This is a genomic window from Streptomyces dioscori (assembly GCF_003024195.1).
Taxonomy (GTDB): Bacteria; Actinomycetota; Actinomycetes; order Streptomycetales; family Streptomycetaceae; genus Streptomyces; species Streptomyces dioscori.
In genome coordinates this window covers 195,820-221,598 of the sequence record NZ_KZ679053.1, presented here as the reverse complement: position 1 = coordinate 221,598, position 25,779 = coordinate 195,820, and the positions used below count along the sequence as shown (strand labels likewise).

The 25,779-nt window shown below is 66.7% G+C and carries 18 protein-coding genes and 1 pseudogene; 11 read left to right on the top strand and 8 right to left on the bottom strand.

From position 1 onward, the window contains the following. The first annotated feature begins 275 nt into the window (after positions 1–275). The 3 genes from C6Y14_RS34235 to C6Y14_RS34225 all read left to right on the top strand — a co-directional run bounded on the left by C6Y14_RS34235 (position 276) and on the right by C6Y14_RS34225 (position 4,857). Entirely contained in the window at positions 276–1,058 is a 783-nt protein-coding gene (locus tag C6Y14_RS34235; RefSeq protein ID WP_107020767.1) for an SDR family NAD(P)-dependent oxidoreductase, read from the top strand. Positions 1,059–1,315: 257 nt separating this feature from the next. After that, entirely contained in the window at positions 1,316–2,620 is a 1,305-nt protein-coding gene (locus C6Y14_RS34230; protein ID WP_159074373.1) for an MFS transporter, read from the top strand. Continuing rightward, the gene (locus C6Y14_RS34225) at positions 2,617–4,857 is read left to right on the top strand and encodes an alpha-N-acetylglucosaminidase (RefSeq protein WP_107020765.1); all 2,241 of its coding nucleotides are present in this window, start codon (positions 2,617–2,619) and stop codon (positions 4,855–4,857) included. Before C6Y14_RS34230 ends, C6Y14_RS34225 begins: the two co-directional genes overlap by 4 nt. Positions 4,858–5,185: 328 nt before the next feature. On the opposite strand, the gene C6Y14_RS34215 is transcribed toward C6Y14_RS34225, so the two are convergent. Further along, positions 5,186–5,947: an SDR family oxidoreductase gene (locus tag C6Y14_RS34215; protein WP_107020764.1), complete on the bottom strand. Its 762-nt coding sequence runs from the start codon at positions 5,945–5,947 to the stop codon at positions 5,186–5,188. A gap of 189 nt (positions 5,948–6,136) precedes the next feature. Here C6Y14_RS34215 and C6Y14_RS34210 point away from each other — a divergent pair, with 189 nt between their 5' ends. After that, positions 6,137–7,009 (top strand): helix-turn-helix domain-containing protein, encoded by an 873-nt coding sequence (locus tag C6Y14_RS34210; RefSeq protein WP_107020763.1) that lies wholly within the window; start codon positions 6,137–6,139, stop codon positions 7,007–7,009. Between the two features lie 313 nt (positions 7,010–7,322). Here the strand turns inward: C6Y14_RS34210 and C6Y14_RS34205 are convergent, their stop codons facing one another. The 5 genes from C6Y14_RS34205 to C6Y14_RS34185 all read right to left on the bottom strand — a co-directional run bounded on the left by C6Y14_RS34205 (position 7,323) and on the right by C6Y14_RS34185 (position 13,714). Next, positions 7,323–8,294 (bottom strand): Gfo/Idh/MocA family protein, encoded by a 972-nt coding sequence (locus C6Y14_RS34205; RefSeq protein WP_159074372.1) that lies wholly within the window; start codon positions 8,292–8,294, stop codon positions 7,323–7,325. Then, positions 8,291–9,544, bottom strand: coding sequence for an ABC transporter substrate-binding protein (locus C6Y14_RS34200; RefSeq protein WP_107020761.1), 1,254 nt, complete (start codon positions 9,542–9,544; stop codon positions 8,291–8,293). The genes C6Y14_RS34205 and C6Y14_RS34200 overlap by 4 nt, the downstream gene beginning before the upstream one ends. 192 nt (positions 9,545–9,736) lie before the next feature. Further along, complete coding sequence (locus C6Y14_RS34195; protein ID WP_107020760.1) at positions 9,737–10,783, bottom strand: adenosine deaminase family protein; 1,047 nt, start codon at positions 10,781–10,783, stop codon at positions 9,737–9,739. Positions 10,784–10,930: 147 nt separating this feature from the next. Continuing rightward, a complete protein-coding gene (locus tag C6Y14_RS34190; RefSeq protein WP_225891424.1) occupies positions 10,931–11,935 on the bottom strand; it encodes a LacI family DNA-binding transcriptional regulator in 1,005 nt (334 codons plus the stop codon). Positions 11,936–12,469: 534 nt separating this feature from the next. After that, positions 12,470–13,714 (bottom strand): MFS transporter, encoded by a 1,245-nt coding sequence (locus tag C6Y14_RS34185; RefSeq protein ID WP_107020758.1) that lies wholly within the window; start codon positions 13,712–13,714, stop codon positions 12,470–12,472. Positions 13,715–13,983: 269 nt separating this feature from the next. On the opposite strand from C6Y14_RS34185, the pseudogene C6Y14_RS45750 reads away from it, so the two are divergent. From C6Y14_RS45750 to xdhC, 5 genes and pseudogenes are all read left to right on the top strand, one after another. After that, positions 13,984–14,305, top strand: a pseudogene (locus tag C6Y14_RS45750) (transposase); the annotation flags it as partial. Between the two features lie 971 nt (positions 14,306–15,276). Beyond that, positions 15,277–15,468 (top strand): hypothetical protein, encoded by a 192-nt coding sequence (locus C6Y14_RS34175; protein ID WP_107020757.1) that lies wholly within the window; start codon positions 15,277–15,279, stop codon positions 15,466–15,468. Between the two features lie 606 nt (positions 15,469–16,074). Beyond that, the gene (locus tag C6Y14_RS34170; RefSeq protein ID WP_107020756.1) at positions 16,075–17,544 is read left to right on the top strand and encodes a xanthine dehydrogenase small subunit; all 1,470 of its coding nucleotides are present in this window, start codon (positions 16,075–16,077) and stop codon (positions 17,542–17,544) included. After that, a complete protein-coding gene (gene xdhB, locus C6Y14_RS34165) occupies positions 17,541–19,958 on the top strand; it encodes a xanthine dehydrogenase molybdopterin binding subunit (RefSeq protein ID WP_107020755.1) in 2,418 nt (805 codons plus the stop codon). The genes C6Y14_RS34170 and xdhB overlap by 4 nt, the downstream gene beginning before the upstream one ends. Before the next feature lies 1 nt (position 19,959). Continuing rightward, positions 19,960–20,769 carry a xanthine dehydrogenase accessory protein XdhC gene (xdhC, locus tag C6Y14_RS34160; protein ID WP_107020754.1) on the top strand — a complete coding sequence of 270 codons (810 nt, stop codon included), beginning with the start codon at positions 19,960–19,962 and terminating at the stop codon, positions 20,767–20,769. A gap of 52 nt (positions 20,770–20,821) precedes the next feature. Here the strand turns inward: xdhC and C6Y14_RS34155 are convergent, their stop codons facing one another. Both C6Y14_RS34155 and C6Y14_RS34150 read right to left on the bottom strand, forming a co-directional pair. Next, the gene (locus C6Y14_RS34155) at positions 20,822–21,034 is read right to left on the bottom strand and encodes a family 1 glycosylhydrolase (protein WP_107020808.1); all 213 of its coding nucleotides are present in this window, start codon (positions 21,032–21,034) and stop codon (positions 20,822–20,824) included. 1,327 nt (positions 21,035–22,361) lie between these two features. After that, entirely contained in the window at positions 22,362–23,144 is a 783-nt protein-coding gene (locus tag C6Y14_RS34150; RefSeq protein ID WP_107020753.1) for an SAM-dependent methyltransferase, read from the bottom strand. A gap of 387 nt (positions 23,145–23,531) precedes the next feature. Here C6Y14_RS34150 and C6Y14_RS34145 point away from each other — a divergent pair, with 387 nt between their 5' ends. Both C6Y14_RS34145 and C6Y14_RS34140 read left to right on the top strand, forming a co-directional pair. Continuing rightward, positions 23,532–24,026, top strand: a complete 495-nt coding sequence (locus C6Y14_RS34145; protein WP_107020752.1) for a MarR family winged helix-turn-helix transcriptional regulator — start codon at positions 23,532–23,534, stop codon at positions 24,024–24,026. Positions 24,027–24,085: 59 nt separating this feature from the next. Next, on the top strand, positions 24,086–25,459 hold the full coding sequence (locus C6Y14_RS34140) for an FAD-binding oxidoreductase (protein ID WP_107020751.1): 1,374 nt from the start codon (positions 24,086–24,088) through the stop codon (positions 25,457–25,459). Positions 25,460–25,779: the final 320 nt, after the last annotated feature.

Here is a 25,779-nt window from a genome sequence, read left to right as displayed (position 1 = left end):
TTGACGCGAGCGACCCTCCTCATGCATGCTTCAGCATAAGAACGAACGTTCTACACCTCACAGCGAGGCGCTTCGATACTCCCCCTTTCCACCGGCGCGTTAGCTGCAGTCATGAATCGTGCATCCCCAGCCTGCTTACCGTGGAATAAGTTAAAGACATGTTCACAGCCCGAAACGGGAGAGCTGCATGGGCGCCTGAGTAACGCAATTGCGGCGAACTCGGCGGCCGACAATGCCGACATTCTCCGGCTTGCCGGGATCGAAAGGAATGGAACATGAAATGCAATCGGTTTTCCGACCGCGTCGCACTGGTGACTGGGGGCGGGTCCGGCATGGGGGCCGCGATCGCTCTACGGCTCGCCGAAGAAGGTGCGACGGTAGTCATCGCCAGCCGCGATACGGAGAAGTTGAGCCGAACCGTCGACCATGCCCCTGGGGGCAGCACGATCGTCCAGCGAGTGGTTGACGTCCGAGACGAGGCGGCTGTGGTCGAGCTGGTCGACGGAGCGGCTCAATCGTTCGGCCGCCTGGACGTCCTCGTGAACTGCGCAGGTGCGAGCGACATCGGTTTGCTCGCCGGGCTGGATAAGCAGACCTGGCAGGACATCATCGCCGTCAACGCGGGCGCGGTCCTCTACGCGGCCAAGGCTGCGATCCCACATCTGGAGCGGACTCGTGGCAACATCGTGAATGTCGGCTCGTCCAACGCTCTGCACAGCAACTACGGCCAGCCCGCCTACGGTGCCGCCAAGAGCGCCGCGGAAAGTCTGAGCGCCAGCATCGCGATTGAATACGGCGCGAAGGGAATTCGCTCGAATACGGTACACCCGGGCGTGATCTATCCGACAGGCATGACCGGGTTCATGGGCGACGTCTCGGGTGCCGTCGAGACGTATTCGGCGCACATTCCCATGCGCCGCATGGGAACACCCGAGGAAATCGCCGCCGTCGTCGCCTTTCTGGCCAGCTCGGAAGCCAGCTACGTCAACGGTGCAGCCATTACGGTCGACGGCGGACTCAACCGCGTCATGCACCTTCCCCCGACTGTGAGCGTCTGACCCAGCATTCCGAACGCAACGGATGAGGACTGCGTCCGTTGCGGACGTGGTCGCCGACGAGATGGTCGACCGAGGAACCCCAGCATCCACCCCGAGCCTCAATGGCATGACACGGTCAGGCATGTGGTCAACCAGGCGCAGACCGGCCGATGGTAGCCAGGCCGCTCACAGGGAAGAACGTTCGGCCTCGATTCTCGCCTCCGTCGGGACTGAATGCAGCCAGCGCCCGCTCCGCCCGACTACCCAAGGCAATCCACATGCATCTGCCGTTTCTGCGGCCGGGTGAGCTGAAGCGCTCCCCGCACGAGGGCGCCGGTCTACGACTCTGGCCGGTACTGGCGTCACTTTTCCTGATCAATGTGTTCGGCTACGCAGCGATCGGCGGAGTGCTTTCCGTTCTGTTGCCGGCACAGGTCAGACGCATCGCCGGAGACGCAGCCCCCTCGACATTGGCACTCATCACCGGAGTCAGCGCGATCGCTTCCCTTGCTGTGCCACCCGTAATCGGTCTGCTCTCCGATCGCACCAGAAGCCGGTGGGGACGACGGACCCCCTGGATCCTGTTCGGCGGCCTCGCGACGGCCGTTTCCCTCCTCCTGCTGGGCGCCGTCGGATCAGTTGCCGGGCTGCTCATCGGCTGGTTCCTGGTCCAGGGCACCGTGAACATCGGACTCAACGTCGTCCTCACGACGATCCCGGATCGGATCCCATCGCACCGCCACGGTCTCGCCAGTACCGTGCAAGGCCTAGGTCTGCCCGTCGGAAGTGTCATTGGAGTACAGCTCGGGGCGTTGTTCGTGGATTCCGCTGCGCTTGGCTACGGGCTACTGGCCGCGGCCTTTGCGCTCGCCTCGGCAGTCTCGGCCTGGCTGGCCCGGGAGGTGCGGCACAGTCCGCCCGAACGGCACAGGCCGAGGAGCGCCGGTACAGAATTGCGGCAGATGTTCGCGGGCCTCACCTCCAGCGACTACCGCTGGGTGTTCGTCTCCCGAACCGTCCTTTACCTCGGCTACAACATGGTCAACGGGTTCACCCTTTACATCCTGCAAGATTTCATAGCGCCCCCACTGGGCGTGACGGCTGCCGAAGGCGTTGCCACCGCACTGACGATCAGCCTGGTATTTGTCACGGTGGGTACTGCCTGCGCAGGGCCCCTCGTGGACCGTTTCGGACGGCACCGCGGTTTTGTACTGATGTCATCGCTGCTGCTTTCCAGTGCCTTGTTCATCCCTCTCAGGTGGCAGACGTGGTCTGCATTTCTTTTCTGCACCGCGTTGAGCGGATTCGCTCTAGGGGTCTTCCTCGGGGTGGACCTGGCGCTGGCGACACTCGTACTGCCGAAAACCGGCGACGCCGGCCGTGACCTCGGCGTATTCCATATCGCCTTGACCGCTCCTCAGGTCATCGCCCCTTTCATCGCATCACTCGCGGTGACGATCCTCGGCGGTTATCCGACGCTTTTCCTTCTCGGCGGCTCCATCGCATTGATCGGATCCCTTGCGGTCCTGCGTGTCCGTACGCAGACCGTGTCCACGCAGCACCCTCATTGGGAGACTCCATGACCGAGTATCAGCATTCCGCGTCGCCGGCAGCGGCCGCTCAGGCGGCGGTTCGCCGACTCAGCGGATTGCCGGAACACGCTGTCAGGGTCACCATCACCACGCAGATCAACGACGGATTCCATGTCCGATCAAGCGGAGACATTCTGGTCATCACCGCCTCCGGCGCCGGTTCAGCCGTCGCCGGCTACGCCTCGTTCGCACGCCGCACCGGTGTCGCGCACGTCTCGCGTCTCGGCACTCGGCCGGTCGACCGCGACTTGCCCGAGGCAGCGGAGGTTTCCGGCGATGCGTTGTTCGACCGCCGAGTCGCGTACAACCTGACCGTCGGCGGGTACACGACCCCGTTCTACGACTGGGCGCAATGGGAACATGAGATCGATCTACTGGCGGCCGGTGGAGTGAACGCAGCTCATCTCACTCTTGGCCAGGAGTTGGCCTATCTGAATACATTCCTGCGCTACGGATACGACGAGCAGGAAATCCTGCAGTGGCTGGGACCGCCATCGCACCAGCCGTGGCTCTGGCTGAACAATATCCAGAACTTCGGCCGCGGTATCAGCAGGGCGCTCGTCAACAACCGGGCGACACTGGCCCGTAGAGTGATCGAGCAAATGCAGGAACTAGATATCTGTCCGATCCTGCCAGGTTTCAGCGGCACGGTCCCGCCTGATTTCAGCAAACACCATGCCGGTGCCCGTACCGTACCGCAAGGCCGCTGGTTCAAGGACGTTGCCGGCCCGATACGGCCTGATTGGCTCGACACGACCACACATGCCTACGCATCCGTGGCAACGACGTTCTACCGCGAGCAACGAGCCGCGTTCGGTACTACCGGAATGTGGGCGGTGGACTTGATCCACGAGGGCGGTAGCACCGGAGGCACTGATCTCGGCTCGGCGGCCTGCGGGGTACAGAAGGCGATGACGGCTGCAAATCCGGATGCCACTTGGGTCATGCAGGCCTGGGCGGGGAATCCTCGTCGTGAACTGCTCGACGCCATCGACACCGATCGCGTCCTCGTTCTCGACCTCACCGGTGAGCACCATCACGAGGACGGGTTCGGCGGAACGGACTGGGTGCTGGGCATCTTGCCCAACTACGGGGGTCGAACAGCCCTTTACGGTGACCTGGCGGACGTGGCGGCTCTGCCCCTCCAGTGGCGTCATGGCCACAGGGCACCCGGGTTGGTCGGGCTCGCCAATATGGCCGAGGGCGTCGGGAACAACCCTGTCCTGTGGGACCTTTTCAACGACCTCACCTGGGCTGGCCAGCCCATCGACCTCCGCTCCTGGGTACAGGAGTGGACGGCATCGCGCTATGGCGCAGCGGACCCACAAGCCAACGAGGCATGGCGGATCCTGCTGCGTACCGCCTACGGACCATGGCGGCACGGCACACAGGGCGGCCTTCCCGCAGAGACCGTGCAGGCTTTGGCGGGCATCCCGGTCGATGCCGCAGAGGTGCACGGCGCACCCGAGTTCGCCGCCACTCTCCTCCAGGTGGAAGACGCCATGACCGAAGCAGTCCCGCCCTACGCCAGCACCGATTCAGTGATCGCAGCCGTGCCGAGTCTGGACGCGAACCAGGCCAGTCTGATGGGCCCGCGAGCCGCCGCCTATCCGGACGGAGCCCTGATCCCGGCGCTGCGGGCGCTGCTGGATGCCGCCGAGCGGTTGGACTCCCCCGGCATGTCCTACGATCTCGTGGACCTCGCACGCCAGGTCGCAGACGACGTGGCACGGACAGCCCTGCACACCGTCGCATCCGCCGCACGCTCACGCGATCTCAAGGCCTTCGACGACGCCACACGGCACCTGCTCGACCTGATCGACGCGCAGGACGTCGTGCTTGCCACGAATGAACATTTCCTGCTCGGCAGGTGGCTGGCCGACGCCCAAGCATGGGGCGCCGACGAGGAGGAGAGTCGCTACCTCTCCATGGAGGCGAAGCGCCTGCTGACCTCCTGGGGTTATGAGGACTCAGCCGTTCTGGCCGAATACGCAACCCGCTCCTGGGCCGGTCTCGTGGGTGGCTACTACCGCGCCCGCTGGTCGCTGTGGCTCAACGAGGTCCGCGCAACCCTCGTCGGCGGGACAACCAAACCTGTCAACTGGTATATCAGGGCGGACCAGTGGAACCGGGCGGAAACCACCTACCCCGACCGTCCGTACGGGGACACGCGGTCGGCTGCAGCTGCTGTCCTTGCTCTCGCTGTGCGAACCGTCCGGGACTCGTGAGGACAGAGATGGCGGCTTGACGTCGCTGCCGGACCTCATGAGGCTCCCGCGAAGGTCGGGAGGCGTCGTCTGAACGGGACTTGCACCTCCCCATCGAGCAGGGCACCTCACTGCTGACGGTGATGTCCCGGCGCAAGAGGCCGGAGAACGTCCGCCGCCACTTCAAGCCGTCCGCGGAGGCGATCGCCGAACGCACCAGCCTGATGCCCCCGGAGACCCCCGCCGCTGAGACTGTTGCCGCCCGGGAGGGGGGCCGCGCAGGCGGAACCGTTCGGGTGGCAGGTTCGGGCGATGAACGGTGAGGCCGCCGATCGGGCGGGGAAGGGTGTCAGCCTTGGCGGCTGGGGAGCATGGCCAGGGCCTGGGACCGCTGTGCGACGAGGCCGTCGTAGGTGCCGTCGCGCTCGGCCCAGCGGTGCACGAGTACGCCCTTCACCAGAATCTCGCGGGGGGTGGGGTCCTGTGCGAGCAGGTGCATGACCTCGGTGGCGAAGTCGTCCAACGGCAGCGCGTGCGGGTTCACCTTTTCCTGGCCTGCCGTGGCGACGGCCGGGGGAACGAGCTCCACTACGCCGACGCCGGTGCCGTCGAGCTGCGCGCGCAGTGCCTCGGAGTAGGCGTGCACCGCGGCCTTCGAGGCGGCGTAGCTGGGCATGGGCGGGAACGGCAGGAAGGCGATGCCGGAGGTGACGGTGATGAAGGTGCCGGCGCCCCGCTGGATCAGGTGGGGAGTGAAGGCGTCGATGACCCGGATGGTGCCGAGCAGGTTGGTGTCGATCGTCGTTGCTGCGTCCTCGAAGTGCGCGGGGTCGCGGAGATCCTCCAGGAGCATGACCCCCGACATCGTCACCACGGTGTCCAGCTCGGGGTACCGGGCGAGCGTTTCGTCACGGGCAGATGCGACGGAGGCACTGTCGGTGATGTCGATGCTGATCGTGCCGAGTCCTTCCCCGGCGAGTTCCGAGAGTGCCTCCGGACTGCGGCCGCCGACGGCCACGGTGCTGCCTGCCGCAGCGAACCGCCGGGCCAGCTCTCGCCCGATGCCCGAGGTTCCGCCGACGATGAGAACGGTGCGGTTGGAGAGGTCCACGAGGTTTTCCCTTCAGTCCAAGGTGCCGTCGGCGTTCAGGCCGGCAGCGGAGACAGTGATGTTCTCTGTCTCTTTCGAAACAGTGCTGTCGCAGTCTTGACGGCATCTGCCGGGTGTGGAAGGGCCCCTGTCTTCCCTGGTCCTGACAGGGCCCCCTTTGGAAGACGCGGACCGTATTACGGTGTCGGTATGAAGGATGAGGAATCCGGCAACCAACTCGGCAGCTACCTTCGTGCCCGGCGTGAACTGGTCTCCCCGGCGCAGGCAGGACTCCCGCCGGGGGGCAATCGCCGCGTGCCCGGCCTGCGCCGCGAGGAAGTCGCCCTACTCGCCGGAATCAGTCCTGACTACTACCTTCGGCTGGAACGGGGCCGTGACAAGAACCCCTCATCGCAGGTCCTTGAATCACTTGCGCGGGTCCTCCAGCTCGACGACGTTGAGCAGATGTATCTGCTCGGTCTCGCGGCGGCACGCCCCAGGGCGCCGCGGCGCAAGCGGCCCGAGCATCTACCAGCGCGGGTGCATGAGCTGCTCGCCCACCTTCAGATCCCCGCGTTCGTCGAAGGGCGCGCGTTCGATGTCCTGGCCTCCAACCCCATGGCGGTGGCGCTCTCCCCTCGCCTGCGGCCCGGCCAGAACCGGCTGCGTTCTCTCCTGCTTGATCCCGAGGAACGGGCCTTCCACCAGGACTGGACGAAAGCCACCGCCGATTTCGTCGCCGCCCTCCGCACCACCATCGGGGACGACACCGACAACCCCCGGTTCATCGAACTCGTCGGAGAACTCGCACTGTCCAGTCAGCGGTTCCGTACCTTGTGGGCCCGCCACGACGTCCGCAGTCTGGACGGAGGCACGGCCACCGTCCACCACCCTGTTGTCGGTGAGCTACGCCTCCACCGCGACAAACTCGCGATCGACGACGTCATCCTCGTCGTCTACTACCCCGACAAGGACAGCGACAGCGACGAAAAACTGCGGCTCCTCGACGCACTCTCACACATCGAGTCCGCCGGCACAGCACAGGACAGACCGGCGGACGCTCCGCGCCCGAAGACACCCTGACGAGGACACGCCGCCCGGGCATCGCATCCGGAACGCCCGCGCCAGTCCGCGCCGCCGGACGCACCTCCTTGGTCCTCCCGTCGGGCGGTGCGGGCCAGGATCCGGTAATTCCTCGTCGGTGACGTCCGGATCACGCAGCTGGTGCAGGCCACCGGGCAACCGCTGGTACAGCGGCCCCAACATCCCACTGGATCGTCCAGGCCGGCGACGTATCAACGCGCTGCGACGAGACCGGTAGCACCGTCGGGCACTGTGAGTACCCATACCGGGGCCCGCCCGTGCGGGGAGCGGGCTACCGGTCCATCGTCCTCGATCAGGCGGCCACCAGCTGTGCGTAGAGCTGCTCGGCGACCTCCAGGGTGCGGGCCGCGTTGTCCAGGTCGGACTCGTTCACCGCGCGCCCAGCGGCGACGTCCGCGAAGTGCCGGAGCGCGGGGACGAAGCCCATGGTCACCAGGCTTGAGCTGTCGCTCCAGGGCAGCGTGTAATTGGGCCGCCAGGTCTGCGCCGGCCCGTCGAGCGGGCGGTAGACGCAGGTGTCGACGTTGTCGACCTGCACCGCGTTACCCCGCCCGTAGACGTCGATCGCCTCACCGCGGTGAGCGAAAGAGGCAGTGGTGCAGAAGCTGAACGAGCACGCCGCCCCGCCGCCGGCCCTCGCCACGAGGCTCACGTCCACCCCGAAGCCCGGGACCACGTTGAGCACGGCTGACATCTCGCTCAGGTCACCGACCAGGTACCGCGCCAGGTCGATCAGGTGCACGGGATTGTCGGTGAGGTAGAAGTGCAGGTCATTGCGGCTCCACTTGAGATAGGCGTCGAACTGCCCCATCACGAAGGTGAAATGCGCCAACGACGGCGCCCCGAACTCGGCCGAGTGGATCAGCTCATGGGCCCGACGATAGGCCGGGGCGAACCGCTTCATATAGCCCACGACGACCTGGGCCTGCGCCGCCGAGGCCAGCTCGGCGAGCTCGCGCACCTCGACCGAGGACCCTCCGGCCGGCTTCTCGCAGAAGACCGGCAGACCCGCCTCGATGCATCGGGTGACGACGGACCGGTACTGCCCGGCAGGGACCACCACGACGACGCCGTCGATGCCCCCCGCCTCAAGCATGGCGTCGAGGCCGACATAGTGCCCCTTCGCCCCCCACCGCGCGGCCGTGGACCGGGCGCGCTGCTCCGTGCGGGCGCAGACGGAGACCAGCTCGAAGCCGGCCTCCAGGATCGCCGGGCAGATCGCGCTGTTCGCGTGGCTGCCAGCTCCGACCAGGCCGATCCTCACCGGCCGCCCAGCGGGCAGCCGCCGAACTCAAGGCCGTCGATCCGCGCGGCGGTCGCGGTCAGGATCTCCTCGAACCGCGCCGGTTCGGTGAAGGCGTCGACCAGGCCCCGGGACCAGATGCCGGCCACATCCAGGTACTCCGGCATCGGGGTCGGCAGCACGCGGGCGGTGGTCTGCAGGATCTCAAGGCTGTTCTCGGCGAATCCATTCCACGTGGCCGCCACAGCCCGGTAGCCCTCGTCGTCCCAGGTGCTCTGCCGCGTCGGGTTCATGTTCCCCTCGTGCACGGCTCGGGTGAGGAACGAGCGCGAGCCGGCCCACTCGATGAAGCGCCACGCCGCGTCCTTGTCCCGCGAGGCGCTGTTCATGACCAGCGACCAGGTCCACATGTTGGACTCCCGTTGCCCGCCCGGACCGGTGGGCGGCCGGGTGTAGGCGACCCGCCCGCGCACCGCCGAGTGCGGTCCCTCGAAGAAGGCCACATAGTGGTCGGAGTCGACGATCATGCCGTACCGGCCGGCGGCGAAGTCCCGGGCCACGTCCAGCCAGTGGCCACCAGGCCACGCGGTCGGGCCTGATGTGTGGAGCGCCGAGATGAAGTCCCGCGTGGCCGCGAGCGCTTCCGGGGAGGCGACAGCGCTCCGGCCCGCGCTGTCGAAGTCCACCCCGCCGCAGGACCACAGCTGGGTCGCGAACCCCGTGTACATGGTGTGCCAGGTATCGGTGCCGCGCTGCGCGAAACCACGCACTCCGGGCACCCTCTCGGCGATGGCCGCCGCGGCATCGAAGTATCCCTCCCAGGTCGTCGGTGCCTCGCCGAGACCGGCCTGCTCTAGGACCTCAGGCAGATAGGCCAGGTTGTAGGTCTCCCAGTTGACCGGGATCTCCAGCAGCGAACCCGTGCCGAGGGCGTCGCCGCGCTTGCCGGTCCACCGGTTGCAGTCGAGCAAGGGTGTCAGGAAGTCGCTCGGGTCGAAGTCGGCGGAGCATCGGTCGAGATACCCGTCGAGTGGCTCGACCAAGCCCTCACCGGCCAGCTTCCACATCGAGACCGGCCCAGACACATACACGTCCGGCGCAGACTCACCCCGCAGCCGGCCCCGCAGAACGTCCAGGGAGTTGGTGACATAGTCGGTCTCGGGGATGATCTCGACTTCGACCTTCTCGCCGGAGAACTCCTCGTACTCCGCTACGTGCCTGACCACGCTCGCGACATACGCGTCGTTGTCCGGACCGATGAAATGGACCATGCGCTTCCTTCTTCCTCCGACACGACTCAGCGGCCGTGCCTCGGTATGTACTCGTTCGTGCCAGCGCTCGTGACCTGCCCGGGGTTCGAGCGGGCCGCGTGAGGTCGCACCTCGTTCGGCGCCGTGCGTTCCCTCGCTGACGATCCGCCACGGCTCTCCCGCCTCGACGGCCCGCCTTGTCCCCGGGGCGTCTCAGGCGAGATGACGTATACGCTGGTGCTCGGCCTTGAACTCAGCCGTCAGGCGGTCGATCGTCTCCCTGTCCGCGAAACTCGCCTCCAGCCCGGCCAGCGAGTACTTCTCCGCATCCTCGACCGTCCACTCCATGTGAAGTGCGGAATCGAAATAGCAGTCATGCAGCTCGGGACCGATCAATGCCGGATCGTCCGAATTGATCGACAGATTCACCCCCGCCGCCGCCATGGCCCGATGGTCCCGAATCCGGCCGGGCACCTCCGGCGGCGGATAGTCCACGAACCAGCACGCGGCCACCGGCAGTTGCGACACAACGAGGCGGGACAGCAGCTCCGGTTCATCGAGGGCCGAGTAGCCATGGTCCAGACGGTCGACCTTCAGCAGGTCGAGCGCTTCCCGGATCTCGCTCGGGTCTCCGTGTTCACCGGCATGAGCGGACAGCTTCAACCCGGCATCTCGCGCCAGCGCATATGCTGCGATGAACTCGGACGGTCGGCCCGCCTTCTCATCCGAGTCGAGGCCAATGCCCACGACGTACTCGTGCGGGTGCCGAATGATCTCCTGAACCAGCTCGACGGCAGCCTCGCCGCCGAGTTCCCGATTGATAGCCGGGACGATCCGGGTGACGACGCCGGTCTCCTTTTCTGCCGCCTGGGCTCCCGCCAGGATGCCCTCCAGCATCTCGGGGTAGCTGAGCGCCGGGTGGTTCTGCGGGTCGAAGTAGTACTCGCGGTAGCGTACGCCGCCACTGACCGCGGTCATCAGGCTGACGTAGGTGACCTCCTCGAAGTCCCTCGTCGTCTGCATGGAGCTCGTGACCGCGTTGAGGACGATGAGACCCTCGTCGAAATTGGCGAACCGGTAGCGGCCGCCGTGTCGCACAGCAGATTCCGGAATCGCCACGCCGTGGCTCGCCGCCAACCGCGCGGCCATCTCAGTAGGAACGCAGCCTCCGAGATGACAGTGCACCTCAGCCTTGGGGAGAGCGCGAAGATACTCCTCGCTGAGTCCCTTGCGTGGTTTCGTAGCGGTTGAAGTGCTCATGAGTCTCCTTCGAGAGTAATTGAATCGATACAACTTTTGCCGATACAACGGCGGGTTGCTGCGATTGAATCGATACACAACGTACCAGAGCAGCAGTGCGGCACCAACCCCCAGCGAGGTGTCCGGCGTCGGACGGGCGTCGGGCAGCTAGCAGGACGACGAGCGAATGACCAGGTGAGGCGTGAACTTGACACGCTGATGCTGATGTTCCGGGTTCGCCGACTCGTCCAGAAGCAGACGCGCGGCGGCGCGGCCGAGCTCACGGCTGGGCCCCGCGATCGAGGTGAGCGGAACCCCGGCCGTCTCCGCGAACTCGATGTCGTCGTATCCAACGACGGCCAGGTCGCCGGGCACCGACAAATTGACGTCGACGCAGCCTCGGATGAGCCCGATGGCCAGGAGGTCGTTGGCGCAGAATGCTGCGGTGGGACGCTCCGATTTCGGGAGGTCGGCGATGTGCCTTGCCGCTGCTCGACCGTTGGCCACGGTGAGGCCGTCGGTCACCACCTGAGTGATCGACGAGGTGACATGGCCGAGCCTCGACAGCGCTGTTTCGAATCCTTCTCGACGCTCGCTCACCTGCCGGAAGCCCGGCGGGCCGACGAACGCAACGCGAGTGTGACCGAGTTCCGCCAGGTGCTCCGCGGCGAGCTTGCCCCCGAGGTTGTCGTCGACGGAAACGGAGCAGTGCAAGTTCCCCGAAGAGCTGTCGTCGAGCACCACGACGGGTGTACCACGCGCGGGCAGGGCGTCTATCAACTTGTCCCCGGCAACCGGCGTGATGAGAACTCCGAGTACGCGTTGCTGTTCCAGCCGGCTCAGGTACGCGGCTTGACGATCCGGTTGCTGTCGGCTGTTGCAGATGAACAGCGAGAGGTCCTCCTGTTCCACGACGTCTTCCACGCCGGAGGCGATCTGCGCGAAGAAGGGGTTCGCCGCGTCGGACGCGACGAACGCCACGGTGCGGCTCCTGCCGGCACGCAGGTGCCGTGCGGATTCGTTCCGTACGAAGCCCAGCTCTGTCATGGCGGCTTCGACGCGATCTCGCGTCGCCGACGCGACTCGTCCCGGTGTGTTCAGGACATTGGAAACGGTGGCCACAGAGACCCCGGCACGCTCGGCAACGTCCTTGACGCGTGGCGACTTCCCCACGCCTTTCGCAGGACTCACAGCCGCCCCCACTCGATCGGTTCCCTGAGCCCGCGCTCGGCTTCCATGTTAACCCAGACCCTTCGTGGCGGACTGGGCGGTAGCCGGCCCCGGAAAGGGAAAATGCCTGGTGACGACCCGACAACAAGGCTTGACGAGCGCCCTGTTCACCACGGTCGAGGGGCACATCGGGACTGAGCCTTCTCGGTCCCACGCAGCACTCCTCGTGCCGCCGAGCTGACCCAGGCAACCTGCGGAATACCCTACGGCCTTGTCGAGCGTGTGTAAATCGATACAGCCCGTGCTGACGTGTCGACGCCGTGCGCTCTGACTGTGCCCCACGAAGTCCGGCGCCGCATCGGACTGGCCATCCGCGCCGTCGTCCTGCCCAGCGCTACGACACCCGGCCGAAGTCAGGTGTCCCGCGAGGCTACATAGCCGCAGGTCCGGCGATTGTAAGCGTCGAGTGCCGTGGAGGGACGCACTCAAGCTGCACTCAGTGTTCGCGGCCTTGCGGCGCTCCTGGTTCGGCTCGTTTCAGAGCACAGCAGTCCCAGGTACATCGCGCGGTGACTCGATCTCCGGGTCCAGTTCCTGCTCCATGGTGAACTGGGTACGCTCAACCCGCCGAAACGTGACCCATGCCGCGGTGAGACCGATCGCGACAATGACCGTCAGCCCCCAATAGAGTCCCTGAAAGCTGGCCGCGGCGATCGCCGGCGTAAAGAACGCCAGACCAGCAGCGGCCATTCGTCCGACGGCGAAGATCGCCCCCTGCGCGCTCGACCGCAGCAGGGTCGGGAACGACTCCTGGGCCCAGACCTTCAGGATTCCCTCGAAGGCGAAAGCGCCACCGATCGCCGACAGCACGTTCATGATGATGATCGTCGTGACGGTGAAGCCGAAGGCCGCCGGTACCGCATACGCGAGAATGAGTGACACGCTGCCGACCGTGAAATAGAGCATGCGGTTCTTGCTGTCGACGATGCGCATGAAGACGAGGCCGAGCACGATATAGATGGGCAAGGTCAGGAAGCCGATGAGCGAGTTCATCTGCACAGAAATGTGCGCGACATTGACCGCTAGATAGGTCCCGAACTGTCCATTGGTGTTGGACGCCGCATTGGTCAGGGCGTAGAAGACGAGCAGCACCGCGAAGGGGACGAAGTAGGGAGCCTTGAGCAGGTCCCGCGCGCGTACCTTGTCCGCACGGATGGTGCGGGCCCCGCCGAGTCGTCGTTCCCGCGCCTCCGACCACATCTGCGATTCCGGAATGCCCACGCGGCAGATCAGCACGATGAGTGTGACGACCCCGATCTGGCCGAAGAGCACCTGCCCGCCGAGGTGACCCCAGCCGCCTGCAAAGATGGCGAGCGTCACCGACACCAGCACGCCGACGCTCCAGAGCACGGCAGAGAGCCCGATCATCGCACCGCGGTTCTTGTCGGTGGCCGCTTCCGAAATTGTCGCCAGCGACACCGGCAGATCGGCTCCGGTGCCGAACCCGGCAAGCACGATACCCGCCAGCAGCAGATAGAAGCTCGTGCCGAACACCAGGAAAGCAATCCCGGCGGCGATCAGCGCCATGGTCACCATGAAGACGTTTCGCCGACCGAATCGATCGCCCAGGCGCCCGCCGAGCAGTGCGCCCAACCCGATGCCCAGAGTAAGTACGCCGGACAGGATGCCGATCTGATTCGGAGTGACACCGATCGACTGCTGGTAAAGAACGAGGGCAATTCCGGTGCTGACGATGGTCGAAGCATCGACGTACGACGCCATTCCACAGATCGTCGCCACCCACCATGGGCTTGGACTCGGACGTCGATCAAGTGATCCAGTGTGGTTCATTGATTACTTCCTCGCGGACGAATCTCACCATCCGCCCCGCATGCTGGGTGGTGGCAGCTCGGGGCGGCTTAGCGCGAAAAGCTAGCGCAGGTTGTATCGATTCACAAGGAGTCGATGAGGGTGACCGCAACCATCGTGCAAATCCGATCAAGGATTGTGGACCCGGTGACCGAGCTCCTGCTGGTGAGCCTGCGGACGGCGTGCGCATCGCGATCGTCTGCGACAACTGCTCCCCGCACCTGACGTGCAAGCGGTGGCAGCGGGTCGCAACGCGGGCGGCGGCGAACAACGTGCAGATCGCCTGCACCCCGGCCAACCGCTCCTGGCCAACCGCATCGAGGCCCAGTTCACCGCCCTGCGCTACTTCGCACGCGACGGCACCGACCGCCGGCCACCGGCCACCAGGAGCAGGGCAGCATGATCCGCCGCTACATCACCTGGCGGAACAAACACGCCGCCGACGAACGCCTCCGCGAAGTCGTCACCCGGGCCGACGTCGCTTGCCAGCGTCCATCCGAATGAGCCCTCGCGGCCCGAACCGGTGCTGGAGAAGGTCCGCGTGCCCCGTACCGGGTCTGGCCGGCCACGTGTCCAGCCCCATCGCGGGCTGATTGTCCAAGCGCACGCTTCCCACGAAAACCGCGCCTAACTCCGCCACCGCAGGATCCGATGCATCAAGCGCGCAGCGGCGTGGTCTGCGCTGGTGCTGCGTGTGGACGTGGGCAACAACACTGTCACCCGTGTGACCGACTGGCCCCAACGCCGCCGCCACGCCGGCAACCCCTTGAGGGTGCCCGACGCTTATTCACCGGCGGATGGCGGGCCCGAAACCCTTGGAGAGGTTCCCGCATCGCTGACCTGGCACACCGTGCCCGTACCTCTTTTTCCGGAACAGTCCACACACATCCACCGACATCTGTGCAGGTCAGAGCCGGTTGCGGGCGGATTCGGGGCTCATAGTGTCGGGTGGTGCCGGGGAACGGTCCTCTGCCAACTCCCCAAGGGGGGAGGGCTGTTCCCCGGCTTGCCGTCGCGCTGCGCGCGTCCCGGCCGGCCACGGCCGGGACGCGCGCAGCGGCCCAGGAGACACTGCGCCGCCCGCCACAACGCCACCCCCGGGCGTGAACGAGGCCGCTACGGAAATCCGAACCCCTTGCGGAGCGGGGGGAGTGCCCAGCAGGCACCGCCTCTGCGGACAGCCGCCCCCGGTCCATCAGCACAGCAAAAGTCGTCGCACACAGGCGAGTTGGGTCACGCCGATGGCGCACAGCCCGATCTAGACCCGTTCCGCCGCCGAGCAGTACACCGGCGCGCTGATCAGGGCCGCGCTGCAGCGGTACGGCATACCGCACCGCGTCGGAACCGGCCCGGTTGAGCGCGGGTGACTGGCCACGACCGGTCACCACGGTGCGGCCGCCTACATCACCGCGCACCACGCCAAACGCTCGCTCAGCCGTGATGTCCCCACCGACGGGCTGACCGGGATTCACGCCGTGATCACCGAGAGCTCCAGGACACACTCCTGCCACGTCGGCGGCTTCACCCCCGGCCCCGACGAGCACATCAAGGGCCGCCCCGTCTACGCCTGCCCGGCCGACGAATGCGACTACACCGTCGCCCGCGCCGACCTCGTACACGGCCCTCACCACCGCCAGAGCCTGACCATGGCCGCCTGGCACCTGTAGTCGCCGAGCCCTGCACCGGCCCCGCGCTCCCCCGTTCCAGACCCGCCGCCCGCCGCCCTCCGCCACAGAGCGCGCATCGCGCGTGCGTTCGCAGCCCGTTCGAGCCGGGCCGGGAAGCACCTGGCCCCCGCTCCATACCGGTGGCCGACATGATCGGGCCCTGCATGGACTCACTGTGTCGGAGGACGCAGGCGGATCGAGTTCGCCTCGCGGGGCAGCGTCACGCCCAGGATTGGCCAGGTGCCCGAAGCTTGACGCACACCCCTGCCGCGACTACTTTTGCGTGGAAATTCTTCATGATCACCGTGAGGGGGCGACCTGCAGATGAATCTCATCTCTGACCTGGGTCGCCTCGCCCACGGCACAGCCTGGGCTCCGGGACGCATCGCACACGGCTGCTGAGCACGCCGTATTCACGTGCCCACTGACTGCACGTTCTGGCTTCCCTCCCGCGTCTGCTGAACTCCCTTCCCTTCCGCATGTCGACGCTGTCGGTGCATGCGCCTGGCCACCGCTCCTGTCGATGCGGCGGCCTGAGACAGAAAGCTGCACTCCATTGGTGTACCTGCCGAATCGAATGACTGCGCACCGGCCCGAGGACTTGGCATGGTGAGGGCCCAGATCACAGTCAATGGGCAAGTAGCCCCGATCACACCTGCCGCAGCCCACACGACGGTGCTGGACTTCCTGCGGGAGCAAGGCCTGACCGGAACGAAGGAGGGCTGCGCCGAGGGGGAATGCGGCGCCTGTTCGGTCCTGGTGGCCCGCCCCGGAGTGGCGAAGCCAACCGACTGGGTGGCTGTCAACGCATGCCTGGTCCCGGTCGCGGCGCTGAACGGCCAGGAAGTCGTCACAGCTGAGGGTCTCGCTGCAGCCGACGAGAGCGGCGCGGCAACCGTCCTGCACCCGGTGCAGGAAGAAATGGCCGTCCGAGGCGGCTCCCAGTGCGGCTACTGCACACCGGGATTCATCTGCAGCATGGCGGCCGAGTACTACCGGCCCGACCGGTGCGCGCGCCCACAGGACGACTCAGCCGAAAACGCCGATGCTGAGCACGGGCCCAACGGCTTCGATCTCCACTCACTCAGCGGGAATCTCTGCCGCTGCACCGGATACCGGCCGATCCGCGATGCCGCGTTCGCCGTCGGTATGCCGGCCGGCACAGATCCGCTCGCACAGCGCCGCGAGCAGCCCGCGCCCGTTCCCGTCGCCACTGAATACGCCCAGGACGACCGCGTCTTCCTTCGCAGACGAACCCTCGCGGAGACCTTGCATGTGTTGCGAGACCGGCCCGACACCCTCGTGATCGCCGGCTGCACCGACTGGGGCGTCGAGGTCAACATCAAGTCCCGCAGAGCGAATCGTGTGATCGCCGTCGACCGCTTGCCTGAACTGCGCGAGCTGCACGTCGACGCGGACCACTTCGAGATCGGAGCGGCGCTCACCCTCACGGAGATCGAGCGACACCTGGACGGCAAAGTCCCGCTGCTTGCCCAACTGTTCCCGCAGTTCGCCTCTCGGCTGATCCGCAACGGCGCCACGCTCGGCGGGAATCTCGGTACCGGGTCGCCCATCGGCGACAGCCCGCCGACGCTCCTGGCGCTTGAGGCGTCACTGGTCCTTGCCGACCCGACCGGCGAGCGAGTGGTCCCGCTCGCGGACTACTTCACCGGCTATCGACAGACAGTACGCCGTCAAGGCGAGCTGATCCGTGCAGTACGCATCCCGCGGCCGCTCTCGCCCGTCGTGGCCTTCCACAAGATCGCCAAGCGGCGATTCGACGACATCTCCAGCGTGGCGGTCGCTTTCGCGCTCGACATTGAGGGCGGGATCGTTCGCAAGGCTCGGATAGGGCTGGGCGGAGTGGCCGCCACCCCGGTCCGAGCCGTGCGCACCGAGGCGGCGCTGGAGGGCCAGGACTGGGCGGAGGAAACCGTACGAAGCGTGGCTGCCGTGCTGAGTGCGGAGGGAACACCGATGGACGACCATCGCGCCAGCGCCGGCTACCGCTCGGCCATGCTCGGCCAGAGCCTGCTCAAGCTGTACGCGCAGACCACCGAGGCGGTGAGGTCGTGAGCCAACTGTCCCAGCGTCCCGAGAAGCCTGTTGTAGGCCTCCCTCTGCCGCATGAGAGCGCCAGCCTGCATGTCACCGGCGGCGCGCTCTACACCGACGACCTGGTGCAGCGCACCAAGGACGTGCTGCACGCCTATCCGGTCCAGGTAGCGCAGGCACACGGCCGGATCACTGCGCTGCGCACGGGGCCGGCGCTGAAGGTGCCTGGCGTGGTGCGCGTGCTCACGGCAGCCGACGTGCCTGGTGTCAATGACGCCGGCATGAAGCATGACGAACCCCTCTTCCCTGACGAGGTCATGTTCCACGGTCATGCCGTTGCCTGGGTGCTCGGCGAATCGTTGGAGGCGGCCCGATTGGGCGCGGCAGCCGTCGAGGTGGAACTCGATGAGCTGCCGTCCCTGATCACGCTGCAGGATGCGATCGCCGCGGGCAGCTACCACGGCGCCACGCCTTTGATGGTGCAAGGTGACATCGAGGCAGGCTTCGCCGACGCCGTGCATGTTCTCACCGGCGAGTTCCAGTTCTCGGGGCAGGAGCACTTCTACCTTGAGACGCACGCGGCGCTGGCCCAGATCGACGAGAACGGCCAGGTGTTCATTCAGAGCAGCACTCAGCACCCGTCGGAGACCCAGGAGATCGTCGCGCACGTGCTCGGCGTGGCCAGCCACGAGGTGACCGTGCAGTGCCTGCGGATGGGTGGTGGCTTCGGCGGCAAGGAGATGCAGCCGCACGGCTTCGCTGCCATCGCCGCGCTCGGCGCCAAGCTGACCGGCCGCCCGGTCCGGTTCCGGCTCAACCGGACCCAGGACCTCACCATGTCCGGCAAGCGCCACGGGTTCCACTCGACGTGGAAAGTGGGCTTCGACGCGGACGGCCGCATCCAGGCTCTGGAAGCCACCTTGACCGCGGACGGCGGCTGGAGCCTGGACCTGTCCGAGCCGGTCCTTGCTCGCGCCCTGTGCCACATCGACAACACGTACTGGATCCCCAACGCCCGGGTGGCCGGCCGCATCGTTAAGACGAACACGGTCTCCAACACCGCCTTCCGCGGTTTCGGTGGCCCGCAGGGAATGCTGGTCATCGAGGACATCATGGGCCGTGCGGCACCGCAGCTCGGCCTTGATCCCATGGAGTTGAGGGAGCGCAACTTCTACCAGCCAGGCCAAGGGCAGACGACTCCGTACGGACAGCCCGTCACGCAGCCCGAACGGATCTCCGCCGTGTGGCAGCAGGTGCAGGCCGGGGCCGATGTCGCCGTCCGCCGGCGCGAGATCGCTGTCTTCAACGCCACGCACCCGAACACCAGGCGGGCGCTTGCGCTGACCGGCATCAAGTTCGGTATCTCGTTCAACCTCACTGCCTTCAACCAGGGCGGCGCGCTGGTGCTGATCTACAAGGACGGTTCCGTCTTGATCAATCACGGCGGCACCGAGATGGGACAGGGGCTGCACACCAAGATGCTGCAGGTCGCCGCGACGACGCTGGGCATCCCCCTTGAGCGGGTCCGGCTGGCCCCGACTCGCACCGACAAGGTCCCCAACACCTCGGCGACAGCGGCGAGTTCCGGGGCGGACCTCAACGGTGGGGCCATCAAGCATGCCTGTGATCAGCTGCGCGAGCGGCTGTTGCAGGTGGCTGCCACACAGCTGGGAGCGCCCGCCTCCGACGTGCGCATCACCGACGGTATCGCGCGAGCGCTGGGCGTCGACGGGGAGCTGGACTGGGACACACTGGTACGCACTGCCTATGTCCAGCGAGTGCAGTTGTCGGCAGCGGGTTTCTATCGAACCGAGGGGCTGCACTGGGACGCGCAGTCCTTCCGGGGGGCGCCCTTCAAGTACTTCGCCCATGGTGCTGCAGCGGCGGAAGTCGAGGTGGACGGCTTCACGGGCGCCTACCGGATCCGCCGGGTGGATATCGTGCACGACGTCGGCGACAGCCTGTCACCCATGATCGACATCGGTCAGATCGAGGGAGGCTTCGTGCAGGGGGCTGGCTGGCTGACTCTGGAGGACCTGCGCTGGGACGTCAGCGACGGTCCGCACCGGGGGCGTCTGCTCACGCAGGCCGCGAGCACCTACAAGCTGCCGAGCTTCTCGGAGATGCCCGAGGAATTCAACGTGACCCTCTTGGAGAACGCCACCGAGGAGGGGGCTGTCTACGGGTCCAAGGCGGTGGGAGAGCCTCCGCTGATGCTGGCCTTCTCGGTGCGCGAGGCTTTGCGGCAGGCCGCCGCCGCGTTCGGGCCGAGCGGCGTCAGCGTCGAACTGTCCTCGCCGGCGACGCCGGAAGCTGTGTACTGGGCGATCGAGACGGCACGCCGGGCCGACACGCCTCACCCCGGGGCGGCCTCCGGCCGGCAGGCAGCCGGTCGAGGACCACGAGCGGACACGGAAGAGCCGAGCAGTGCCTGACATGGCGTGGGTCGCCGCGGTCGCCAGGCTGCGAGCACGCCGGGAACCCGGCGTGCTCGTGACCGTGGCGACCGTGCGCGGCCATGCTCCCCGCGACCCCGGCGCAAAGCTCGTCGTCGGGCAGAACCAGACCTGGGGCTCCATCGGCGGGGGCAACGTCGAAGCCGTCGCCGTCGACCGGGCCCGAGAACTGATCGCCGCGTCCAAACCGGAACCTGATCTGATCGACTTCGCCCTGAACGACAAGGTGGCGAACCGGCATGGCGTCCAGTGCTGCGGCGGCACGGTCTCGATTCTGCTGGAACCATTGCCGGTCGTGCAGGCAGTGGCCATCTTCGGGCTCGGCCATGTCGGGCTGGAGTTGGCGCGCATCTTGGCACGCCACGATCTCGACCTCTATTTGATCGACACCCGCTCCGACATGCTCGCCGTCGAGCGGCTCGGCGCGCTGGCGGACGCCGTGGCGCAGGTCCATGTGCGGCACACGCCGTTGCTGCCCGAGGAAGTGCTCATGGAACTGCCTTACGGTGCCCACGTGCTGATCATGACCCATGATCATGCAGAGGATGTGGCGCTGTGCGACGCCGCGCTGCGCACCCCGCATCTCGGTTCCGTCGGACTGATCGGGTCGGCGGCCAAGTGGGCGCGTTTCCGCAAGCGCTTGTCCACGGAGGGCGGTCATCAGGACGCGGTCATCGACCGCATCAAGACCCCGATCGGCATAGCCGACATCGCGGGCAAGGAGCCAGCGACCATCGCCGTGAGCGTGGCGGCTGACCTGCTGCGCGCGTTCAGCCGGGAGAGAGCCTGAGCCGGATCGTCGTCGAGGGCGCCGTTCCCAGGGGCACGCCGTACTGATCGAGTCAGCAGGTGCTGAGACATGCCTGTCGATGGACGCCCGGCACCAGTCGAAGCTCGCCTTCAGAGTCCGCTTCTGTGCCGTGGACGTAGTCGACATACACGGGGCCGAAACACGGGGAGTAGCCCGCAGCCCATTCGAAGTTGTCAGTGAGCGACCAAGCGATGTCCCCGGGGACGGCGCCCCGTCCGCGGTGGCATCCGAGACACGTGAACATGTAGATCGGGTCGTAGTAGTTCAGGACGGAGAAGTCGATGGATCCGGCGGCGTCCACGGGGTCGCCGTCGTGGATGAAGTCGGCGCCGCCGACCTGCTTGTGCCAGTCAAGAAGGTCGACGGGGAGGTGCCGTGCACGAGAACGTCCACGCGGGACTTGTTGTACAACAGGTCGATCCTGTCGGCGGCGGTCCGCTGTTCCGGCTCCGTATCCCGGGTCCAGACCGGCCAGTACGAGCCGACGATGCCGAAGGTTCCGTCGGGCTGCGCCTGTCGCATCTTCGCCACGAGAGCCGAGGCTGCCACTCACGGACGCAGAAAACAGAGACTTGCATCGCTGCCCGGAAGGAACCCGACCGCTACGTCGCTCTGCCCGTCACGACCCTGCGGGCCGCCGACACCGCGTACCTGTTCACCCGCGCCACCGCCGCACAGATCGCCGCCGATGTCGTCCGGGACGACCTGTGCATGAGCTACGCGTGTGACAGCGACACCCCAACTCCCTCTCACCGCGCCGCTCTCCGGCACCCGCCTCAGGCCCACTCCCCCCACACACACGCCCAAGCCTGGGCACACTCCCTAGCCCGTGCACTCTCCGGTGGAGGCTCAAGGACGCGAGGCCCCGGGACGTTCCCGGGGCGGACTGACCAGCAACATCCACTTCATGGCCGACGACCGGGTCCGCCCGCTGGTCTGGGAAACGACGCCCGGGCGGCTGCGGATCTCCCGGCACGGGCCCGGGCACCCGCGCGCCCGCCCGGACTGACTCCGCGGCGACAATGCCTGCTCCAGGCGCGACAACCGCGCCTACCTGCGTCGGCGGCACCTCAACGCGACCATTGCCCGGCCTGCTGACCAGCGCGACATCCGTCGCCGGCGGGGCCGCAGCGGCGGGCGGCACCCGGCCTTCGACCCCCATCCGTACCGGTACCGGCGCCGTCACGCCGCCGAACGGTGCGTCCGCAAGGGGAAGCAGTGTCGTGCGGTCACCAGTTGCTACGACGGACGTGACTACATCTTCCACGGCACACTGAGGTCACCGCCATGGTCATCTGGCTCCGCGACATCGCCCAGGAGCCATCGGAACCGACCTGGCGCGAGTGAAGGTGCTCTGCTGCCGTTGCTACTCCCCCGCCCGCCAGGTCAACGACGCCGACATCCACCTGGGAGATCGTGGTGGGCCTGCCTCTGCCGGGCAACCGTCAAGACACCCGCGCCTGGGAGGAAGTCGTCGCCAAGAACTGTTGCCGTGCCCACCGGTCGAGACGTACCGCTTGCTGCCGGCTCGTGCGCGGTCGACCGGGTGTGAGCCGCGTCAGGCCGCCCAGTCAGGGGATCCTGGCAACTCCGACGTGGAGGCCACTTCGCTCCGGGGTGGGCGCCGGGCCTTCCTGGTACCACTCGGTGGCGTACACCAGTCCGGGCGCGACGAGTTCGAGACCCTCGAAGAACGGCTCGACCTCACGGCGAGTACGCAACCGGAGCGGGATGGAGCCCTGCTCGTACGCGGCTTCGATCTTTCCATTCCACTCCGGATGCTGATCGGTTGTCCCGTGCGACAGAAGCAGGAAGCTGCCCGGCGGGAGTGCCTTCACCAGGGTGTTCACGATGCTGTACGGGTCCTCATCGTCGGGTAGGAAGTGAAGGAGCGCGAGCAGCGAAAGAGCAACGGGCCGTTCGAAGTCGAGGTGTGCGCCGGCGCGTTCCAGCAGGACCGCGGGCTGCCGCACATCCGCATGCAGGAAGTCGGTGCGCCCCTGCGGGGTGCTGGTCAGAAGCGCCTCCGCGTGTGGCAGGACGCTCGGGTCGCTGTCGGCGTAGACGATCCGTGCGGCGGGGGCGATCGTCTGCACGATCTGATGCAGGTTGGGTTCGGTAGGTATGCCGGAACCGATGTCGAGGAATTGATCGACACCCTTCTTCGCCAGCCAGCCAACTGCCCTGCGCATGAACGCCCTGTTCCGGACCGCGTTGCCTCGCGTTTCTATCGGCAGCGCCTCACCGATCTCCCGGTCGACGGGATAGTTGTTCTCGCCGCCCAGCAGCCAGTCGTATACCCGTGCGGGATGGGGCTTGCTGGTGTCGACGCTCAGATGAACAGCAGGTTCCATTGGTTGAGACTCCTTCGCATGTGAGACCTCCGGCTGCAACAGCCGGAGCCTGACCCGCTTTTCGCCGCAGGCGGGAATGGATTTTCTGGGTCGCCGTCGCCAACTGGCGTCCGACGGTCGGACCGAGCACGGCCAGAGCGTCGTTACGGACGAAACGCAACATGTACAGGGCCAGGCTCGAGCCCAGTCGTGGGCGAACACTCGGACTCAGCTTAGGTGCCGCAGGACACAAGTCAAGACCGAACGTTCTATCTCACGTTCTGGTAGCGTGACACAGACGCGTCGGCGATCGCGTTTCGAGCGACGGACAACTGCCCGGCCCACTTACATGCACCCAATGCGCCTGACGACCAAACAATTACCCGAAGCGAGGCTAAGGAGACGCAGGTGGCCACGACTGCCCTGCATGAAGAGCTGGTGCACCAGCTCGCGGCCATCGGCAGCGTACGACGCGAACTCGGCCGGATCATTCCACCTGGCTGCTCCGCAGGGTGTGCCACGGCCCTGATCATGCTCAGCCGCCATGGCGCCCTCACCATCGGCCGGCTCACCGAACTGCTCGGCGTCGACATGTCGGTCACCAGTCGCTACGTCGCTCAACTCACCATGCTGCACTGGGTCGACCGCAGGCCCGACCCGGCCGACCGGCGCTCACGGATCCTGCGTCTTACCGCCGACGGCCGCGCCCGGTTCGCCGAGCTCAACGAGCGTCGCACCACGGAACTCGCTGCGCGGCTGGCCGACTGGAGCGACGAGGACATCAGCCAACTGGCCTCCCTCCTGTCCCGATTTCGCACCGACTTCGACAGTGCGTGGGCTGAACAGCCCACGGGCGTTGAACAGACCGATGGCACCCAACACGCCAGCACGCCCGCTGTATGAGACCCACTGCATGAAGCACAGCCAATTGCCCCATTCGACTGATACGTAGGGAACTTGTTATGTCACCGCCCACCCCGACACAGATCGCCCGCCTCACCACCACGCTACGAAAGACCGTCCAAGCGGGAGAGGTGCTCACCACCGGGCCGGCCTACGACGTCGGACGAAGCATCTGGAACGGTGCCGTTCCCACCCGCCCTGGAGTGATCGTCCGGTGCGCCGACCCGGCTGAGGTCCGGGCCGCCATACTGGCCGCGCGGGAGAACGACGCTCCTCTGACGGTCCGTGGTGGCGGACACGACTGGGCCGGCAGGGCGCTGAGCGACGGCGGCCTGACCATCGACCTTTCCGGCATGCGCACGGTCACGGTTGACTCCGTGGCCGAAGTGGCGCACGTGTCGGGAGGCGCCACGGCTGCCGATCTCGTCGCCGCTGCGCAACCCTTCGGCCTGACCGCCGCAACAGGCTCAGCGGGCGCGGTGGGAATGGTGGGCCTGACCCTCGGGGGCGGTTACGGACCGCTGAGTGGTCGCTTCGGACTCGCCCTGGACAATCTGCTGTCCGCGGACGTGGTGCTCGCCGACGGCTCCATCATCACCGTCGACTCCGCTCGGGAACCTGACCTGTTCTGGGCCCTGCGCGGCGGTGGCGGCAACTTCGGTGTCGTCACCTCCATGCGTGTACGCCTGCACCGAGTGTCCACTCTGCTGTCCGGCATGGTGCTGTTCCCGTGGGAGCAGGTCACGACCGTGCTGACCGGGTTGTCGGACGTTCTGCTCGACAGCCCGGACGACCTGACTGTGCAGTCCGGCGTCCTGCCGGGTCCCGGCGGAAAGCCCATGGTGTTCCTGTCGCCGACATGGAGCGGCGATGACGTCACCGCTGGGGAACGCGCGCTGGCGCAGCTCGCCTCGATCGGAACGCCCCTCGTCTCCCAGATCGCTGCCACCACCACCGCCGAGATGCTCGCCGGCATCGACGCGCTGTTCCCCTTCGGACGGCACGTCGAGATCCGTTCACGTTCGGTGCCCGCCCTCACCTCAGGCGTCCGTGACGCGCTGACCCTCGCAGGCTCCACGCTGACGTCGCCCTACTCAGCCGTATCCGTGCACAGCCTGCACGGAGCCGCAGCGCGCGTCCCCGTTGAGGACACGGCGTTCGGCGTCCGCACCCCGCATCTCATGATCGAGGTCATCGCTCTCTGGGATCCCACCGACAGCCGTGCGGCGGAGCACCGCGCCTGGGCCGACAGGGCGAGCAGTGCCTTCGGACCCCACGCGCTACCTGGTGGATACCCCAACCTACTTGGACCTGATGAGACCGCACAGATCGCCCACGCGTACGGTCCGAACACTTCGCGGCTCCTTGCAGTGAAACGTCGCTTCGATCCGAAGGACGTCTTCAACGCGATCCCACTGCCGGACTCAGCGTAGAGAAGTACGCGGCCGGCTACCCCCGTGCTGGCCGCGCCTCAGGTCGTGGCAGCCAGTACCGCCGCAGCGCCGACCACGTACACAGCACGGCCTCCGAGGCACTTGTGAGCTCGACCCGCTCACGGCCTGGTCATCGAGCGCCTTGCACAAACTCACCTGTCCAAGCCCCCGTGCGTGAGGCACAGGCACTCAAGCAAGTCTGCCGGCGGGCCAAGTGAACCCGCAGGCGGCGGTAGCAATTTTCCGCGACCAGACAGCGGGCCTTCACCTAAGCCGGGAAGTCAGCGTTTCCGCAGTTCCTGCGAGCACGTTGCGGGTTC

Excerpts from the sequence above, each read along its gene's own strand:
- C6Y14_RS34235 (WP_107020767.1), top strand. The coding sequence starts at position 276 with ATGAAATGCAATCGGTTTTCCGACCGCGTCGCACTGGTGACTGGGGGC.
- C6Y14_RS34230 (WP_159074373.1), top strand. The coding sequence starts at position 1,316 with ATGCATCTGCCGTTTCTGCGGCCGGGTGAGCTGAAGCGCTCCCCGCAC.
- C6Y14_RS34225 (WP_107020765.1), top strand. The coding sequence starts at position 2,617 with ATGACCGAGTATCAGCATTCCGCGTCGCCGGCAGCGGCCGCTCAGGCG.
- C6Y14_RS34210 (WP_107020763.1), top strand. The coding sequence starts at position 6,137 with ATGAAGGATGAGGAATCCGGCAACCAACTCGGCAGCTACCTTCGTGCC.
- C6Y14_RS34200 (WP_107020761.1), bottom strand. The coding sequence starts at position 9,544 with ATGGTCCATTTCATCGGTCCGGACAACGACGCGTATGTCGCGAGCGTG.
- C6Y14_RS34195 (WP_107020760.1), bottom strand. The coding sequence starts at position 10,783 with ATGAGCACTTCAACCGCTACGAAACCACGCAAGGGACTCAGCGAGGAG.
- C6Y14_RS34185 (WP_107020758.1), bottom strand. The coding sequence starts at position 13,714 with ATGGCGTCGTACGTCGATGCTTCGACCATCGTCAGCACCGGAATTGCC.
- C6Y14_RS34170 (WP_107020756.1), top strand. The coding sequence starts at position 16,075 with ATGGTGAGGGCCCAGATCACAGTCAATGGGCAAGTAGCCCCGATCACA.
- xdhC (WP_107020754.1), top strand. The coding sequence starts at position 19,960 with ATGGCGTGGGTCGCCGCGGTCGCCAGGCTGCGAGCACGCCGGGAACCC.
- C6Y14_RS34155 (WP_107020808.1), bottom strand. The coding sequence starts at position 21,034 with ATGTTCACGTGTCTCGGATGCCACCGCGGACGGGGCGCCGTCCCCGGG.
- C6Y14_RS34150 (WP_107020753.1), bottom strand. The coding sequence starts at position 23,144 with ATGGAACCTGCTGTTCATCTGAGCGTCGACACCAGCAAGCCCCATCCC.
- C6Y14_RS34140 (WP_107020751.1), top strand. The coding sequence starts at position 24,086 with ATGTCACCGCCCACCCCGACACAGATCGCCCGCCTCACCACCACGCTA.